We start from the raw sequence: 15,732 nt of genomic DNA, 5'->3' as shown, positions 1-15,732 counted from the left end.
CCCCAAGAAATAGGACATCTTTCATGTATTACGGCGGAGATTACAACCCTGAGCAGTGGCCAGAGGAAGTCTGGAAGGAAGACGTTCGACTCATGGGCGAGGCTGGTGTGACTATTGTCAGCCTGGGTATTTTCGCATGGTCCCGGATCCAAGAGGACGAAGGGGTGTTTGACTGGGCATGGCTTGATCGCGTCATCAATTTGCTGCACGAGAACGAAATCCAGGTCAATATGGGAACCGCGACGGCGTCGCCGCCGCCATGGGCAACCACCAAGTACCCTGAGATGCTGCCACAGGACGCGGACGGGGCCACGTACGGCCCCGGGAGCCGTCAGCATTATGCTCCCACTTCGCCGGTGTACCAGCGACTGGCAGCGGATCTGGTCCGCGAGTTGGCGGCCCGCTATGCCCACCACCCAGCCGTGGTCATGTGGCACGTCAACAATGAATACGCCTGCCACCTGAACTACGACTACTCCGACAACGCCCGGGATGCCTTCCGTATCTGGTTGGAGCGCAAATATGGGACAATCCGTACCTTGAATGAGGCGTGGGGGACGGCCTTCTGGTCTCAGATCTACACCTCGTTTGATCAGGTTCTTCCACCGCGGAAAGCACCATACAGCCTCAACCCAGGCGGAGTGCTCGATTTCAAAAGATTTACGTCGGACGCCGTGCTTGATCTGTACGTCATGGAAAGGGACATCATCCGCGCGGCAGGGGCAACCCAGCCCATCTCCACCAACTTCATGGGAGCTTTTCATGCCTTGGACTACTGGCGATGGGCAGAAGAAATCGACATCATCACCAACGACAATTACCCCGATCCCAACGATCCTCAATCATTCCGATCATCTGCCTTCACCCTGGATCTCATGCGCTCACTAAAACCCGGCGTGCCGTGGCTGATCATGGAGCAGTCGACGGGCGCGCTCAACTGGCGCCCCTCCAATGCGCCTAAAGCCCCAGGTCAGATGGAAGCACTCTCCGCCCAAGCTATCGGCCACGGCGCTGACGGGATCCTGTTCTTCCAATGGCGGCAGTCGCGGCGCGGCAGCGAGAAGTTTCATTCCGCGATGCTGCCTCAGGCTGGAACGCAGACGCGGACCTGGCGTGAGGTGACAAGGCTGGGTGAAACGCTTAGGAACTTCCCTCAGCTTGCCCCCGAAAGCCACGCCAAGGTCGCCGTCGTCTTCGACTGGGAGAACTGGTGGGCTCTGATGGATTCGGACCATCCCGTCGAGTTGGATTATTGCCGCTTGGTGCAGCGATGGTATGCAGCACTGCAGGCGCAGCACGTATCGATCGACATAGTGAAGCCGACAGGTGACTTGTCAGCCTATTCCCTCGTCGTTGCCCCTCAGCTCTACCTACTCAGTGACGCCGGCGCAGAGAATCTTTCGTCTTTCGTCCGGGGTGGCGGGCACTTGCTCGTCTCGGCATTCACCGATGTTGTGGACCAGGACGACGCTTTACGGGAAGGAGGTTACCAAATCGGTCTGCGGGAAGTGCTGGGAGTAACCGTGGAGGACTTTGGTGCACTTATCGCCCCTTCCATCGGGGGTGGGCAGTGGTCAGTTGGAGACTCCATCCCAGGCGGTTCCGCCACCGGCCCTGGACAATCGCATGCCTCGGTTACTGGGCCATTCGGCAGTATCCGCGGGGAGTACTTCTGTGAGGAGGTGCGTGTCCTTGGCGCAGACATCCGCGGTACATTTACCGATGGCCGTCTAAAAGGAGCCGCAGCACTGACCCAACAGGCACACGGGACCGGTCGGGCAATCTATCTGGCAACCATCCCCGACGATGCAGGGATGCGGCGCGTAACCGCTTGGTCCTTGGCGGAAGCCGGGGTCCAGCCCGAGCTGAGCGGATTATCTCCCTGGGTCGAAGTGGTAAGGCGGGGTGACGTGCTCACCGTGATAAACCACGGAAGCGAACCCGAAGGCGTACCCGTGAATGGACACGATGTTCTTTCCGGCGAGCCTGTAAGCGGAGTCGAGCTTGGACAATATGACTGGCGCATGGTCCGAGTCATGAAATAGCCCGAGCCGCGCCTCATCCGGCATGGCTTGCCCTTGGGTCCGTCGAGTGCTCCTTGACTACCACAGTTTGCCGGGGGAGACCCAATTGAACGTGAGTGCCTGAGCCGAAGCTCAGTTCACTAGCTGGTCACGCATCGTGGCCACTGATCCGCATATCTTCGCGGCAGGAAATATCGATCTGACTGTTGTGAGGAACCAGAATGACGCGTTTTGAGAAAGCGGATCAGAGAAGAGGCCGGCTGAAAGAAGGAGACACAGGGAAGCATCTTCCATTGGTGGGTTTGCTGCTGCTTTCCACGGCGATCTTCGTCTCGATGTCAACAGAGTTCTTGCCGGGAGGACTCATTCCACAAATTGCTGAAACCTTCAAGCGCTCGCCATCCGATGCCGGCAACCTCATCACGGTTTTCGCGTTGACGGTCATAGTGACGGCTGCGCCGTTAGCAGTGGTAACCCGTCGTATCCCCCGTAAAGCAATGGTTCTGGTTTCATTTGCTGCCATTGGGGCTGCGAACGCTTTGGCAGGCCTCTCGATGACATTCGAGATCCTGCTTGTGGCCCGAATACTGGGCGCAGTGGCCCATGGAGTCTTCTGGTCGGTCGTTGCAGCCTACCCCGCATCTCTTGTCCGTCCGTCACAATTAGGAAAGGCGACTGCAGTGACGGCGGCAGGCGGTTCTGTGGCCGGGGTGCTGGGAATTCCCCTAGGAAACGTGCTTGGGCAAATGTTTGGGTGGCGCGTGTCATTCGCCGCGTTGGCCGGAATTACATTACTGGTCCTCCTTCTGATGGTTAGATTTCTTCCGCCCATCACAAACTTCGTCTCGAAACCAAGGACAGATGACGGAGGCCAGCCGGTACAGGACAGCACCTTGCCTGCTGTCCTGATGATCTGCTTCCTGATTCTTTTCGTTGTCGCCGCGCAGAACGCTTTTGGCACTTATGGCGTCGTGTGGTTGCTTGAAGTCGTGAAGGTCGGTCCGCAGGCCATTCCCGTCCTTCTCTTGGCGGGGGGAATCGCAAGTGCAGTTGGAGTCGCGCTAACCGGCGCCTTGTACAATCGCGCTCCGATTCGACTTTTCGTCTGCGCGTTGGCCCTCATGGTTAGCATCTTGTTCGCTCTCGCTGCGGCTGCCGAGTCAGGGTACCAAGCCGTCGTTTGGATTCTCCTCATCCTCATGGGAGCCGTGTTTGGCGGAATCCCCCTCATGCTCCAAACGCGGATGATGTGGACCGCTTCTCCCCGTGCTCGGAGTATGGCAGCCGCGCTTCAGACGACCGCCTTCAACGTCGGCATTGGGGGCGGGGCCTTTATGGGCGGCGTAGTCCTGGAACGAAGCAGTGCGGAGGCATTGCCTTTTTTTGCAGCCCTAGTCATGTTCTTGGCATTCCTGACTGCGGTGTCCTGGGAGTTTAAGCGCCAGAGAAACGCCCGAAGTCCGAAGTTCGTGGCAAGGCGCGAGCCGGCAGAATAGTTCTTAAATTTGCTTCAAGGTTGTCAAGTGCCGGGCGGCGCTGCGCTAACGTTGTGTACGAGGAGATTGGACCTTTCGCAGACACAGAACGAAGCTGAATTTGCTATCCGGTGCAGTCATAGCCGCAGCTGGGCCGGATGGGCCCGAGAGCTGAGGCGCGCGAGTTGTCGTGTCCTCCCAGTGAAGGCGCGGGCACTGACTTCCCGCCGTCCCACCGATCGCTAATCATTCCCAGTGCGACGGTGTCCGCCCCGGCGTACACCGAACGTGCACCGAAGTTGAAGGCGAGTCCAGGACTCTGATCTGCCGTACCCTGTCGCGTACTTCGTCGAGGCTTCAGTAGGAGTCGAAGACGATTGCCTCGATATCCGGCCCGAAACCGTGAAGGCGATGGCATTCCGGCTATGTTTCGAAGTCGCTACCGCTGCGTGCATGACGAAGCGATGTGCCGGAGACCCAGCTCCGCAAGGTGATCGACGACGAGTTGCGCGGCCCGTTCGTCGTCCGCCGCGACCACGTCGAAAGCCTGCTTGCGGCTGTGGCTGTGGTAGTCCGTAACCACGGGGGGACGTTCGCGGCGATCTGTTCGAGTTCGGCGTTGGTGACAGCGGGGCCACTAGCACGAGGCCTTCTATCTGGCGGTGGAGCATAACCTCGACGACCGTTTTTTGCAGCGACGGTTCATAACCCCCGACGAGACGCACAACTCGTGGGACTGGCAGGTCACGCTGGTGGGGCCGTCGCTGAAGAACGGGTTCTCTGTGTCGGAGACGACGACGGCGATGGTGAACCTGCGATCCTGCATGGCGCACGCGGGGCCGTAGCGGCGTTACCCGAGCTCCTCCATGGCCCCCAGGGTCGTGCGCACCGTAGGCGTGGCCGAGGACTTTTGAGTAGAACTTTTCTACACACCCGCGTTCTTGGCCACGTTCCCACAATGGTGCCGCGGTATCGTCGCTGGCCGCTGGTCTCGCTCGTCAGATCCGCTTTTCGCAGACGAGAGCCCCCCGCGTGGCACCGCGGAGGGCTCTGTCATGGCAATTTGTGCACGGATCTTTGTCTTAGCCAGCGGGGCTAACGACGACCTTTACTCGGTCGAGGTTTTGTGCGACTGCGAACTTGGCCGTGGGGTCGCCGTGACGCTCCGAGGAGACGCGAAGCGCGACGAGGTACGTGCCCGCCTTGTCGAAGGCGGCGGTGGTCTGCAACGAGACGACGTTCCCGGTGCGGGTGAGCGGGGCGTCCGTGTAGACGCCGTCGCCGTCGAGGTCCCATTCTGCCTTGACGATTTCACCGGCGCCCGGGGGGACCTGCGCCTTTGCCTTGAGCGTTACTTCCTGGCCGGGCTTTATTGTGGTGATCTCCTTGCCCTGGATGGTGAGGTCGACGGTTGGTTGGATTCCCCTGCGTGCGGCAGCGTTGTCCGGCACGGTGATTTGAGCGTCGTTGACCTGGTAGTTAGTGGATGCGGGCGGGGTCACACCCTTCTCGGCCCATGCGGCGACGTCCCGGAGAGCCTGCTCGGCCATGCCGTCCCAATTGACGAGGTATTTGGACCGTTCTTCCCCTGGGACCGGGGGGCCCTGATGGTCCGCGTGATCATTGAAGTAGACCCGGTAGCTGTCGGCGGCGGCCTTGCCTAGGCTGGCCTCGACCCGCTGACGGTACCAGTCGGTGTGGTACGGCAGGGCATCGGTGTCGTAGAGGTTGGACACTGCGATGACCTTCCCCTTGATCGAGCCGTCGAAGGCGGTGTTGCCGGAAACAGTGCCGCCGAAATCGGGGGCCTTCACAGGCCGTTGCGGATAGAGTGGAGTGCCGTCGGACCGGCGGAACTGGTCGAGCCCGATCCAGCCCTCGCTGGCGGCGGGGATCTGGTAGCGGTAGTAGAAGCGGTTGGCGATGTTCCAGCGGTTCTCAGCGGTATCGCCCATCTTGGCGAGTTCCGCGCGGACGCGCTCACCCAGGGGGGACTTCTCCGTGCCGAGGTACCCGCCCGCGGTCCAGAAGTCGGCGGCGTAGGTTGGGTCATACGCGAGCGGCTCGCTGGAGTCGAGACCGTTGGGGTACTGAGCAGAGCGACCAAGCAGGTAGTCGGGATTCTCCCAACCCTTCCAGGGGATGCCGAGAGCATGGACCTCTTTCAGCATTACCTGTTCGGCGGCGTCGAGGCCGGCGTATGGGTCACCGCTGCCGCCAGGCAGCAGCGCGGTCCGGATCTGATCAGCCTTGTCGCCGAGGATGAGCTCAGCGGCGGACCTACCGAGGAAGTTATAGGACGTCGGGGTGGGCACTGCCTGAACCATCGGGACGAACCCCTGCCACACGCCTGTGGTGTTCTCGGCGGCGCCGATTGTCTGGAAGGAACCTCCGCTGGGTCCATAGAGGTAGCCGGAGATTGGTTTGGTGGTGCCGTAATATTTCGCGGCCACCGTTTCGGCGAACTTCGCGGCAGCGGCCGCGGGCCGGTAGCCCAGGGACACGAAGTTGTTTCCGGCCTGAACGGCGTAGCCGCCGCTGGAGAGCGCGAATTCTATGGTGCGGTCGTCCGCCTGGGACGTATCAGGCAGGCCAGGGAACACGATGGGGTAGGTGAACTGGAAGAACCGGCCCTCCCACTGTGCCTTGTTCTCCTGTGCGTGGAGGTAGATGGTGAACTGGATGTTCGTCCTCTCGAAATGCCCTCGTACGCGGCGGTGTGGCGTTGGGTTTGTTTCATCGGTTTCGCTGTCAATGACAGGTGTGGCATAGGTCTGGTCAAGGCAATCGGCGGTAACTTGCATGGCCCGTCCGACTGTGACGCACTCGGCTGGCCCGGCCAGGGCCGGCCCCGCTGCACCCAGTCCAGTACCGAGCAGCAACATCGCTGCGAGGGCGCCCGTGCCTCCGCGACGGGCGAGGGTGGAGTGAATCGTCATTGGTCCTCCTTCGTTGGGGGGTCTCCAGCGCCAGATGCGGTACGGCGGTTCAACCGCGCACTATGGAGAACGTTCTCCATGGAACGTTTCAACGCACAGTACATCGCTCCGCATACCCGGTCAACCCCTCGACGAGACTCACCGATAGCGCTCGCGAAAGGGGGTCCATGCCTCATTTGAGAAACGCTCGCGAAATCACGGGCCGCTACGGGCGCGGCGGAGACGGTGAGGGATGGACCTGTCGATGGCAACGCGTAGAGAGTCGCGAGGAAGTACGCAGCCGATTAGGCTGCCTAGGCTCGAAGCCTTCGGGGAGCTCGACGCGGAGAGGCTGACACTGGTTGTCTGGGGGCAGCTGCTGCAGGTCTACGGCGCCACGATCGACCGGCTCCTTAAGCCCACGAAAACTCCGCCATGCCCAGAGGGCTGTCCGCGACCAATGCCGGGCCGGGGCTGCAGAACTCATTACGGGGGATGGGCACGAACAGGCGCCGGGGTTCATCGACGCGGACCTCGTCGTCCATTACGGCCCCACCCTGGCCTGGGAATTCGCCGGGATATTGACCGCCACGGATGTGTTCACCGGATGGGCCGAGAACGATGCGGTCCGTAACGGCGCGCACAAAAGGGCGACGAGACTCACCCAAATAGGGCTCGCACAACAGGGCGGAGGGATGGATCTGCCGATGGCACCACGTAGGGAAGTCACGAAGAATTACGCGGCCGCCTACGTGAAGTCGCATTCGTGCCGTTCCCTTTGGGCGGACTGAATACCGACAAGACGGGGAATTCATCAACTACGTAATGATCGAGTGGGCAGGGGGAGGGGACGTTTACTTCACCCGCACCCGGCCGGAATAAGTCCAAATGACCCAACGGACCTCAACCAACGCGTCATCGACTCCGGGATCCCACGGTCACCAAAACCGCCGAACTCGCCGAGCTTATGGATCACCAACCCTGCCGACTTCACCTATGCATCACCGCATCCTGACCCGGGGCCATGTTCTATTGTTCTTCTTTCAATGATCAGCTGGCGATAACCCCTCCGCTAGTAGAGGCACGAAACTCGCCCCTTTTTGGGGCGCCGGGAGGCGCCTTCTCGGTGCCCAGGGCCTGCCGAACAAGCACGGCCGTGACTGCGGTCGTCAAGTCCTTGAGACGCGCGTTGTTTGTTGTTCGCTTAGGCGGCTAGGGGTTGCCGCGGCTTGTGTGATGGGCCGTGTGGGCTGTGGCTGGAGCGACGGCGGGTGTATCAAACTTCGACGTAGTCCATCACGGCCGAGGTCGGGGTCCTTTGTAGTCGGGGTCCTTTGTAGTTGCACGTCCCCTGACAGGATGGCGCCGATTCGGCGACGACCCTCCCTGCGGACATGCCCAGAACGGCTCATTCGGTAGCGGAGAAAAGCCCTGTTGCTCATGGGTCGACATTTTCAGCTGATTGGAACTATAATCCAATAAGCGGAACTGACCTGAACCTAGCCGCCGTCGAGAGGCGGCCCGACTCGGTCGACTTAGACCAATACGCTACCAACGAGAAGCAACAGTGCGAAGTACTGCAGACTCCATGGGGGGTCTGCGACTCATCAGATCGGGCACGAAGTTTTGCATATCGAATTGATACGTTCCACTTGATCTTTGAAACCTGCCAAGTATAACGTTCTACGCGAAGCGCATCTCGACGCCGAGACCACGTCTCGGCGGCTAGGCGATGTCGCATCAGAGCACGAAGGAGTGTCATGTCTTCCAGTGGTGTCGAACTTCCCACGCGCAGCGGGGTGCCCCCTGCATTTGGGGGCCCGCCGATTTCTCCCCGCAAGCGTCGCCGTGTCCGCTCTGTAGGGCGCGATCTCTGGTGGTTCGTCCTGCCTGGCGCGGCGGTCTACCTCTACGTGGTTGTCGCGCCCACCATCCAAGGTCTGCAAAGCGCGTTCACTGATTGGTCCTTCTCGACCGTGGGCGCACCGAACTTCACAGGGCTCGAAAACTTTACCCGCATTTTCAACTCCGACGCTGGTCCTGCGGTGCTCCGTACGCTCCAGTTGGCCTTTGTCGTCGTCGTTATCCAGAACATCGTGGGGCTCGCCCTCGCCCTATTACTCAACGGGCGCGTGTTCGGACGCAACGTCCTGCGGACCATCATTTTCGCGCCGATGGTCGTCTCCGCGCTCGTTGTTGGCTATCTGTTCAAGTACATTTTCGGCCCCCCTGGTGTCGGCGGTGTCAACCAGGTACTTGCCGCTCTCGGTCAGGAGCCCGTGGACTTTCTTGGCAATCCGACATCGGCCATGATCATCATCATCGTTACCATTCTTTGGCAGTCCATCGGTGGCAACATGGTCATCTACCTAGCCGGCCTTCAAGGCGTGCCAGCCGAACTGGAAGAGGCGGCGGCCATAGACGGCGCGGGCTATTGGAAGCGATTCTGGTTCGTAGTACGGCCGCTGCTCGCCCCAGCGATCACGATCAACCTTATGCTCGGACTTATCGGCGGAATGAAAATTTTCGACCAGATCTTTGCGCTTACGAACGGCGGGCCTGGAAATCAGACGCAGACAATCGCGACGCTTATTTACTCGTATTTCTCGCTATACGCCGACTACGGGCGTTCGGCCGCTCTAGCCCTTCTGCTCGCGATCGCGATAGCGATCCTCTCCGTTATTCAGTTCTCGGTCCTACGCCGTCAGGAGCGTAACTCATGAAAACGACGGGCCTGCGGAACCGCGCCGGTGCAAACATCACCGCTTACGGATCCACACTCATTTTCCTCCTTCCGGTCTACGTGCTTATTAACCTGTCGATTCGCCCGGCAGACGACCTGACGCCCCCTGTCATCCCGAGTTCCCGCCCGACGCTCGACAACTTCATCAACGTCTGGACCAACTCGTCCCTGCCCGGGTCAATCTTTACTAGTCTGACTGTCACGACGCTCTCGTGCCTCACCGTGCTCGTGCTCGGCACGATGGCCTCATATCCGCTGGCGCGGTCGACATCACGCCTGTCCACCAGCACGTTCTACATTTTCATGATCGGCCTATTGCTGCCGTTTCAGCTCGCACTTATTCCCCTCTATGTGCAGATGCGGGACTTAGGTCTTCTCGGCACCGTGTGGGCGCTGGTCATCGTTTACAGCGGCGTGCAGTTGCCATTTACGGTTTTCCTTGTTACAACCTTCCTGAGATCGAGCGTTCCTCTCGAGTATGAGGAGGCTGCGCAGATCGACGGATGCGGTCCGTTTTTGGCTTTCTGGCACGTCGTCGTTCCGCTGTTGCGTCCTGCCCTTGGCACTTGTGTCATCCTCAACAGCGTCGGGGTGTGGAACGACTTTTTTACGCCCCTTATCTACCTCGCTGGCAGCGGCCAGGTGACAATTCCTATGGCCATCTACCAGTTCGTCGGGCAATACACCACGAATTGGCCACTCATCTTCGCGTCGCTGCTGATCTCGATGGTTCCAGTCCTGACGCTCTACCTGATCTTCCAGCGTTACGTAATCCAGGGATTCGCTGGTGGGCTCAAGGGATGATCCCCAACCAGCCCTAGCACAATGTCCGGTGCCCAGCACCGGGTAGTTCCACTCATCAATGCACCACTAATCACAGCACCACTCCACAAGAGGAGAACGATCGATGAAGATCCGCAATAGCGTCGTGGCGGCCGCCGTCATCACCGCCACGGCTATCAGCCTGGCCGGATGCAGCGGCGGCACCGGCAACACCGGCAACGCCGGCACAAATAACCAGGCAGCCGGCGGTGAGCCCAGCGGTACCTTGACGGGACTGTTCTCATCAGTCTTCAAAGACACCTATGAGCAGATCGCGGCCGACTTCGAAAAGAAGTACCCCAAGGTTGACGTAAAGTTCGACTACCAGGGTGGCGACGTCGGAGCTCTCGTCATGACGCAGCTTCAGGGCGGTACGGCCCCTGACATCCTGACTTCGTTCCCCGGCGGTACAAAAACCGACGCGGCCGACACCGTCGTATCGTTGGCCGCCTCCGGTCGGATCGCTCCGCTCGAAGCGCCCTGGGTGGAGGATGTCCCGGACGCCTGGAAGCCATCAGTAAACTACGAAGACAAAACGTATGCCTACCCTGGAGCACTCCAGCCACTTGCCGGGATCTACAACAAAACCAAACTCGACGAGCTCGGCCTGAAGATCCCCACGACGCTGGACGAGGTCTATAAACTCTGCACCGCGGCTAAGGACGCGGGGGTGTACGCATACTCGCTCGGCCTCGGAGACCCTGCCGGACCGCAGATGTTGACTTATAGTCAGCTTGCGACTCTTGAAAAGGACCCGAACCAGTTTGACGCCGACCTCGCGGCAGGGAAGAAGACGTACGCCGATTCCGTGTGGGTTGACCAGTTCGGAATTTACAAGAAGATGGGCGACGCCGGCTGCTTCGGTGAGGGCGCGCTCGGCCGCTCCCGCGACCAAGCAGGGCAGGAAGTAGCAAAGGGCAGCGCGCTTGCCTCCGTTGACGTCGGCGCAATGCTCGGGCAACTTCAGAAGATGGCGCCGGAAAGCAGCTTCCAGGTAGCGGCAATGCCAGCAACGAACAATGCGACGGACACGAAAGTCGTAGCGCTGCCCGGCTATGTCAATACCATCAATGCGAAGGCGAAGAACCCTACGGCCGCACAGGCGTTCCTCGAGTTCATGGGTGAGCCTGAGCCATCGGCGATCTACGCCAAAGGCTTCGCGTCCGTACCCGTGCTCGCGAACGACGTCTACAAGGCGCCAGAGGAGCTGGCCGCGTTCGCTGACCTCATCAACCGCGGCGCTTACGCACCGCTCGGCACCGTACAGTCCGAAGTGCAGGCCCAACTCAATCAGGCCCTCCAGTCGCTGATCCTCGGTGACTCGACGCCGCGCCAAGTTGCTGAAAAGATGGACACTGTGTACAAGAAATAGTTGACCCTGCCGATCGGGCTCCGCAAATGCGGGGCCCGATCGGTGCTTTCCCAGATCCCTTGTAGCCCATAAAGTGCTCCCCGAGCGGCCCGTAGTCCCACGGTCTAGATACAAGGTGTTACGACGACTTAGCTGCCTGGTTGGCGAGAAGGAGGTCCAGTCTTCCGCGTTCCGAATGACAGGCGTGGAGCCTCGTGCCGACCGTGCGCTCGGGTGCCTGCCCATATCCGGCCGGCCGGCAGGGCACGTGCCAGACGGACACTGTCCCGCTGAGCGCTGCTTTCTTCGCGGCCGACTACTTCACCGCCTCGTAGGCAAGCCGTTATTGACGTCAGTAGATCCGCCCGAGCCAGGGTTTCCGGGAACTCGGTAAGCCTAGCCTCCCATCCGGGGGATTCTTCTCGGATGGGTCGGCCGCAACTTCTCAGCGCAGCCGAGACCGTGCCATAGGCAGTCAGCATTGATCAGAGATTCCTGGTTCCGGCTCCGGCTCCGGCCATCGACAGTGAACCGCGAACGACCCAGTGGCAGGACGACTGGAGGATTGAGGGAATCCTGGAGCTCACAGAAAGAAGTAGATTATGAGGAACGGATCGCCCACACCTCAGAGTTTCGAAATCGGCAATGATTCCCTCACCGTACGCGTAGAGGATGTTGGTGCCCGGATTTCCTCCATCTTTCACCGGAAATCCGGTTTTGAGGTGCTCGCGGTAGCAGATTGGACGGGTGCACCAGAGGCCGCCGCCGACGAGGATCGCAGGGAAGAGTCCTGGTCCCGCCGCCTCGCAAGCGGGTGGCACGTCATGATCCCTCACGCCGGGGAGCCGCTGGTTGTCGACGGGGTGGCGCACCCCTTCCACGGAGAGGCACCCCGTCAAGTCTGGTCAATTGAATCCGACGGAACGGGCATACAAGCGGAAGTCGACCTAGAGACCGTACCGCTGCGGCTAACCCGGACAACCCGCGTCGATGCATCGACCGTGTCCGTAACACAGGAGGTAAGGAACGTGAGCCATGCTCCAGTGCGGTTTGGATGGGTCGAACACCCTGTCCTGAACGGAAACCTGCTCAACGGGCAAAAACTCCAATTTGGGGCGACCTCAAATCATTGCCCCGTGCTTGTGGTGCCCTCAGAAAGAGCGGAATTCTCCGACGTCGACGAGAGTAGCGGACGATGCGTCGTCCCTCTGCCGCTTCTGCGCCAGACGCTAGAGTTAAACTGGGATGCCTCAGTGCTTCCGCATGCCTATGTTTGGCAGGAACGACGACACACGTCCGGAAGCCCGTGGTATGGGCGCGTTGACGGCGTCGGAATCGAACCGGCGTCGCACCCCTCGGGCCAAGCACCGATCGGCCTCGGGCCCCATATCCTGGGACCCGGGCGTAGCCTTGCCACGACTCTGCGTTTGAAGCTCGACCCAATAGCGGATCGCCAATGGCATCCCATGTATGACTCAGCGGTCCCCACGAACGAGACATCTCCACACCCGCGAGCACCAACCACCTCCACATTAAAATGACCAAACCGGACATCAAAAGACAGGCGGTTCGCGTTCCAAACTCATTGAGGAAGAGCGTCGACTGCTATTTGGGGATCCGTTTCGCGGAAATCGAGCACCGATTCGCACCGCCAATACTGATCCGGGACCACGGTTCGAAACATGTCGGTTCTGGCTACGGACCAAGCCCCCTGCAGCCTGTGTCAACAGGGCTGCCGCCGGATCTCCAATTCTCCGAGGATTGCCTGAACCTAAATGTCTGGGCACCAGCTTCCCACAGTGGCGCCCTGCCTGTGGTCGTGTGGGTCTACGGGGGTGGCTTCGAAGGAGGGTCAAACGCGTCACCACTAACGAACGGGTCCGTGCTTGCTGCCCTTGGTCCCATGGTGGTCGTCTCCCTGAATTACCGGGTCGGCGCCCTGGGCTTCAGCTACCTTGCAGACAGGGGCCGAGAGTTCAGTCACGCCACCAACCTTGGAGTGCAGGACGTAATCGCCGGCCTGCGGTGGGTCAACGAAAACATCGACAACTACGGCGGCGAGCCGACCAATATCACCGTCATCGGCGAAAGCGCCGGCGGTTTCATCGCTGCGGCCCTCGCAGCGGCGCCCACCGCAAAAGGCCTCTACCACCGCCTGGCCTTGTTCAGCGGGGGAGCGTCCAGATTGGTACCTCTGGGACAGGCAAAGAAGCAGGCAGACGCCCTGATCTTAGCGCTGCACGCTGACGACCCGCTGGCCGCCCTAGCCTCAGGCCCAGCCCATGACGTTCAGACGGCCCAGCGTGCCTTTACCGCCGAGGACATTGGGATCCGAAACTCTGCGGTACCTCAGGCTCTCGGCGTTGTCCTTGACGGGGGAACACCGAACGCTGTCCTACAGAAACACCCCATGGAAGCGTTCAGCTCAGGAGAATTGTCAAGAATTCCCATCCTCGTCTCCTCGACGCAAGACGAGATATCACTTTTCAGGAGCGCCGACCCGTCTCGGTTCGACCCCCCTTCGTCAAATACTCTGATCTCCGAGATGAAAAGTTGGGGGATACCATTTGAGCGCATCGCCCAGCTGCACCAGCATTACTCGAGCACCGGAAAAACGGACCCCGGGTCGCTCAAGGAACGGATGCTCACCGACTGGATTTACCGCCTACCGGCACTTCGCCTCGCGCAGGCGCATGCTCGGGCAGGCGGCCTGGCCTATCTGGCGATGGTGCCCCGCGCGGGTGAAAAACCTGCCAGCCACGCCTGCGATGTGAATGCCATCTTCGGAATACCGGCTGCAGCGGAAACGGCCGACGAAAGCACCCGGCGAGCCGCCATCACCTCGGCCGTCGTCGCGTTCGCAACCACCGGTCAGCCAGGTTGGGCAGAAGTGCGCGGTAACGAACTCAATGCATCTTCCTTCGGCGATGAAAAGCTTGACGCCACCTTGAACTACACATTATTGCTCGAACTTTGGGATGGGATATCACGGCCGTGACTACGAATAGCACCTACAGGATAGGCGCAGGCAGCGGTTTTGCCGGAGACCGCTACGAACCGGCGGAACTACTGGCAGAACACGGGGAGTTGGATGCGCTAGTCTTCGAGTGCCTGGCCGAGCGAACGATAGCCCTCGCACAACATGATGCCCGGAGCGGAAAATCTGCAGGCTATGATCCCAGAATTCTGCGTCGTCTACGCGGCACCTTGCCGCAGATGCTCTCCAGAAGCGGGACAACCCTCACCAACGCAGGTGCCGCCAACCCCACCGCCGGAGCCAAAGCGGTCAAGACCCTCGCCAGGGAGCTCGGACATCCCACCGCCACCATAGCCGCAGTGTCCAACGATGACGTGCTGGAATTACTCGACCTTAAGAACTCGCGGATCATCGGCACGGACGATACTTTGTATGACATCCGCGACCGGCTCGTCTCAGCCAACGCCTACCTTGGCATCACCGGAATCCTCGAGGCGCTCGACGCCGGGTCACAGGTGGTGATCACTGGCCGCGTTGGCGACGCCTCTCTCTTCCTTGCCCCGATTGCTCACCACCACGGATGGGACCGTAACAACCTTGACCTCTTGGCAGAAGGGACACTCGTGGGCCACTTGCTTGAATGCTCCGGGCAACTCACCGGCGGATACTTCGCCGATGGCAACGCCAAGAAAGTCCCGGGACTCAGCATGCTCGGCTTCCCCTTCGCCGATGTGGAGGAGACTGGGGCGGCAACATTCGGGAAGGTAGCTGGCACCGGAGGGCTGCTGGACAGAAGGACCACCTTGGAACAACTGCTCTACGAGATTGACGATCCTGCCTGTTACCTCACCCCAGATGTGGCCCTTGACCTGTCCCATGTAACCATCACCGAGACGGGGCCAGACCAAGTCCGCGTAAGCGGGGCGCGCCAAGTCGGTGTGCCGCCGACCCTGAAGGTCAGCGTCGGCGTCCAGGACGGATACCTGGCCATTGCGGAGATCAGCTACGCAGGAGCGGGCTGCCTCCAAAGAGCCCGGATGGCCTACGAAATCATCAACGAACGTTGGCGGGAAGTCTACGGGTATGCGACTGACGAATTGCGCTGCGACTACCTCGGCCAGAATGCCTCCCGCCCCTGGTGGACATCAGACACGGAACCAATGGAAGTCCGCGCCAGAATGTCAGTAAGGACCTTTGACTACAGCAAAGCCGTGACCCTCGGTGAAGAAGTCGAAGCCCTATACACGAACGGACCCTCCGGCGGCGGCGGAGCCACCTCGAGCATAATAGAAACAATTGGCATAGTCTCGACGCTGATCCCACGCGAGGCGGTCACCCCGAAAGTGGAGCTCTTCCGGTGAGGCATCGTTTGATCCCACTGGCGTCCATCGCCCACGCCAGAGCAGGAGACGAAGGGGACAC

General features: G+C 60.4%; 10 protein-coding genes. 8 read left to right on the top strand and 2 right to left on the bottom strand.

The window, feature by feature from the left end; translation table 11 throughout:
• Positions 1-23: 23 nt before the first annotated feature.
• Both ACIQLI_RS06385 and ACIQLI_RS06380 read left to right on the top strand, forming a co-directional pair.
• On the top strand, positions 24-2,045 hold the full coding sequence (locus tag ACIQLI_RS06385; RefSeq protein WP_400386255.1) for a beta-galactosidase: 2,022 nt from the start codon (positions 24-26) through the stop codon (positions 2,043-2,045).
• A gap of 200 nt (positions 2,046-2,245) precedes the next feature.
• A complete protein-coding gene (locus ACIQLI_RS06380) occupies positions 2,246-3,520 on the top strand; it encodes an MFS transporter (RefSeq protein WP_400386253.1) in 1,275 nt (424 codons plus the stop codon).
• Positions 3,521-3,938: 418 nt separating this feature from the next.
• On the opposite strand, the gene ACIQLI_RS06375 is transcribed toward ACIQLI_RS06380, so the two are convergent.
• The gene (locus ACIQLI_RS06375) at positions 3,939-4,082 is read right to left on the bottom strand and encodes a hypothetical protein (protein WP_400386251.1); all 144 of its coding nucleotides are present in this window, start codon (positions 4,080-4,082) and stop codon (positions 3,939-3,941) included.
• A 79-nt stretch (positions 4,083-4,161) separates the two neighbouring features.
• On the opposite strand from ACIQLI_RS06375, the gene ACIQLI_RS06370 reads away from it, so the two are divergent.
• Positions 4,162-4,344 carry a hypothetical protein gene (locus tag ACIQLI_RS06370; RefSeq protein WP_400386248.1) on the top strand — a complete coding sequence of 61 codons (183 nt, stop codon included), beginning with the start codon at positions 4,162-4,164 and terminating at the stop codon, positions 4,342-4,344.
• A 237-nt stretch (positions 4,345-4,581) separates the two neighbouring features.
• On the opposite strand, the gene ACIQLI_RS06365 is transcribed toward ACIQLI_RS06370, so the two are convergent.
• On the bottom strand, positions 4,582-6,438 hold the full coding sequence (locus ACIQLI_RS06365) for a PKD domain-containing protein (RefSeq protein WP_400386246.1): 1,857 nt from the start codon (positions 6,436-6,438) through the stop codon (positions 4,582-4,584).
• Between the two features lie 1,739 nt (positions 6,439-8,177).
• Between ACIQLI_RS06365 and ACIQLI_RS06360 the strand changes: the two genes are divergently transcribed.
• The 5 genes from ACIQLI_RS06360 to ACIQLI_RS06340 all read left to right on the top strand — a co-directional run bounded on the left by ACIQLI_RS06360 (position 8,178) and on the right by ACIQLI_RS06340 (position 15,671).
• Complete coding sequence (locus ACIQLI_RS06360; protein ID WP_400386243.1) at positions 8,178-9,140, top strand: carbohydrate ABC transporter permease; 963 nt, start codon at positions 8,178-8,180, stop codon at positions 9,138-9,140.
• Complete coding sequence (locus ACIQLI_RS06355) at positions 9,137-9,964, top strand: carbohydrate ABC transporter permease (RefSeq protein ID WP_400386240.1); 828 nt, start codon at positions 9,137-9,139, stop codon at positions 9,962-9,964. The genes ACIQLI_RS06360 and ACIQLI_RS06355 overlap by 4 nt, the downstream gene beginning before the upstream one ends.
• 103 nt (positions 9,965-10,067) lie before the next feature.
• Positions 10,068-11,354, top strand: a complete 1,287-nt coding sequence (locus ACIQLI_RS06350) for an ABC transporter substrate-binding protein (RefSeq protein WP_400386237.1) — start codon at positions 10,068-10,070, stop codon at positions 11,352-11,354.
• Between the two features lie 1,516 nt (positions 11,355-12,870).
• The gene (locus ACIQLI_RS06345) at positions 12,871-14,331 is read left to right on the top strand and encodes a carboxylesterase family protein (protein ID WP_400386234.1); all 1,461 of its coding nucleotides are present in this window, start codon (positions 12,871-12,873) and stop codon (positions 14,329-14,331) included.
• On the top strand, positions 14,328-15,671 hold the full coding sequence (locus ACIQLI_RS06340; RefSeq protein WP_400386231.1) for an acyclic terpene utilization AtuA family protein: 1,344 nt from the start codon (positions 14,328-14,330) through the stop codon (positions 15,669-15,671). Before ACIQLI_RS06345 ends, ACIQLI_RS06340 begins: the two co-directional genes overlap by 4 nt.
• Positions 15,672-15,732: the final 61 nt, after the last annotated feature.

Origin of the sequence: Paenarthrobacter sp. NPDC091669 (genome assembly GCF_044756725.1) — a bacterium.
Classification (GTDB): domain Bacteria; phylum Actinomycetota; class Actinomycetes; order Actinomycetales; family Micrococcaceae; genus Arthrobacter; species Arthrobacter bambusae_C.
This window is presented reverse-complemented; position numbering and strand designations above follow the sequence as displayed.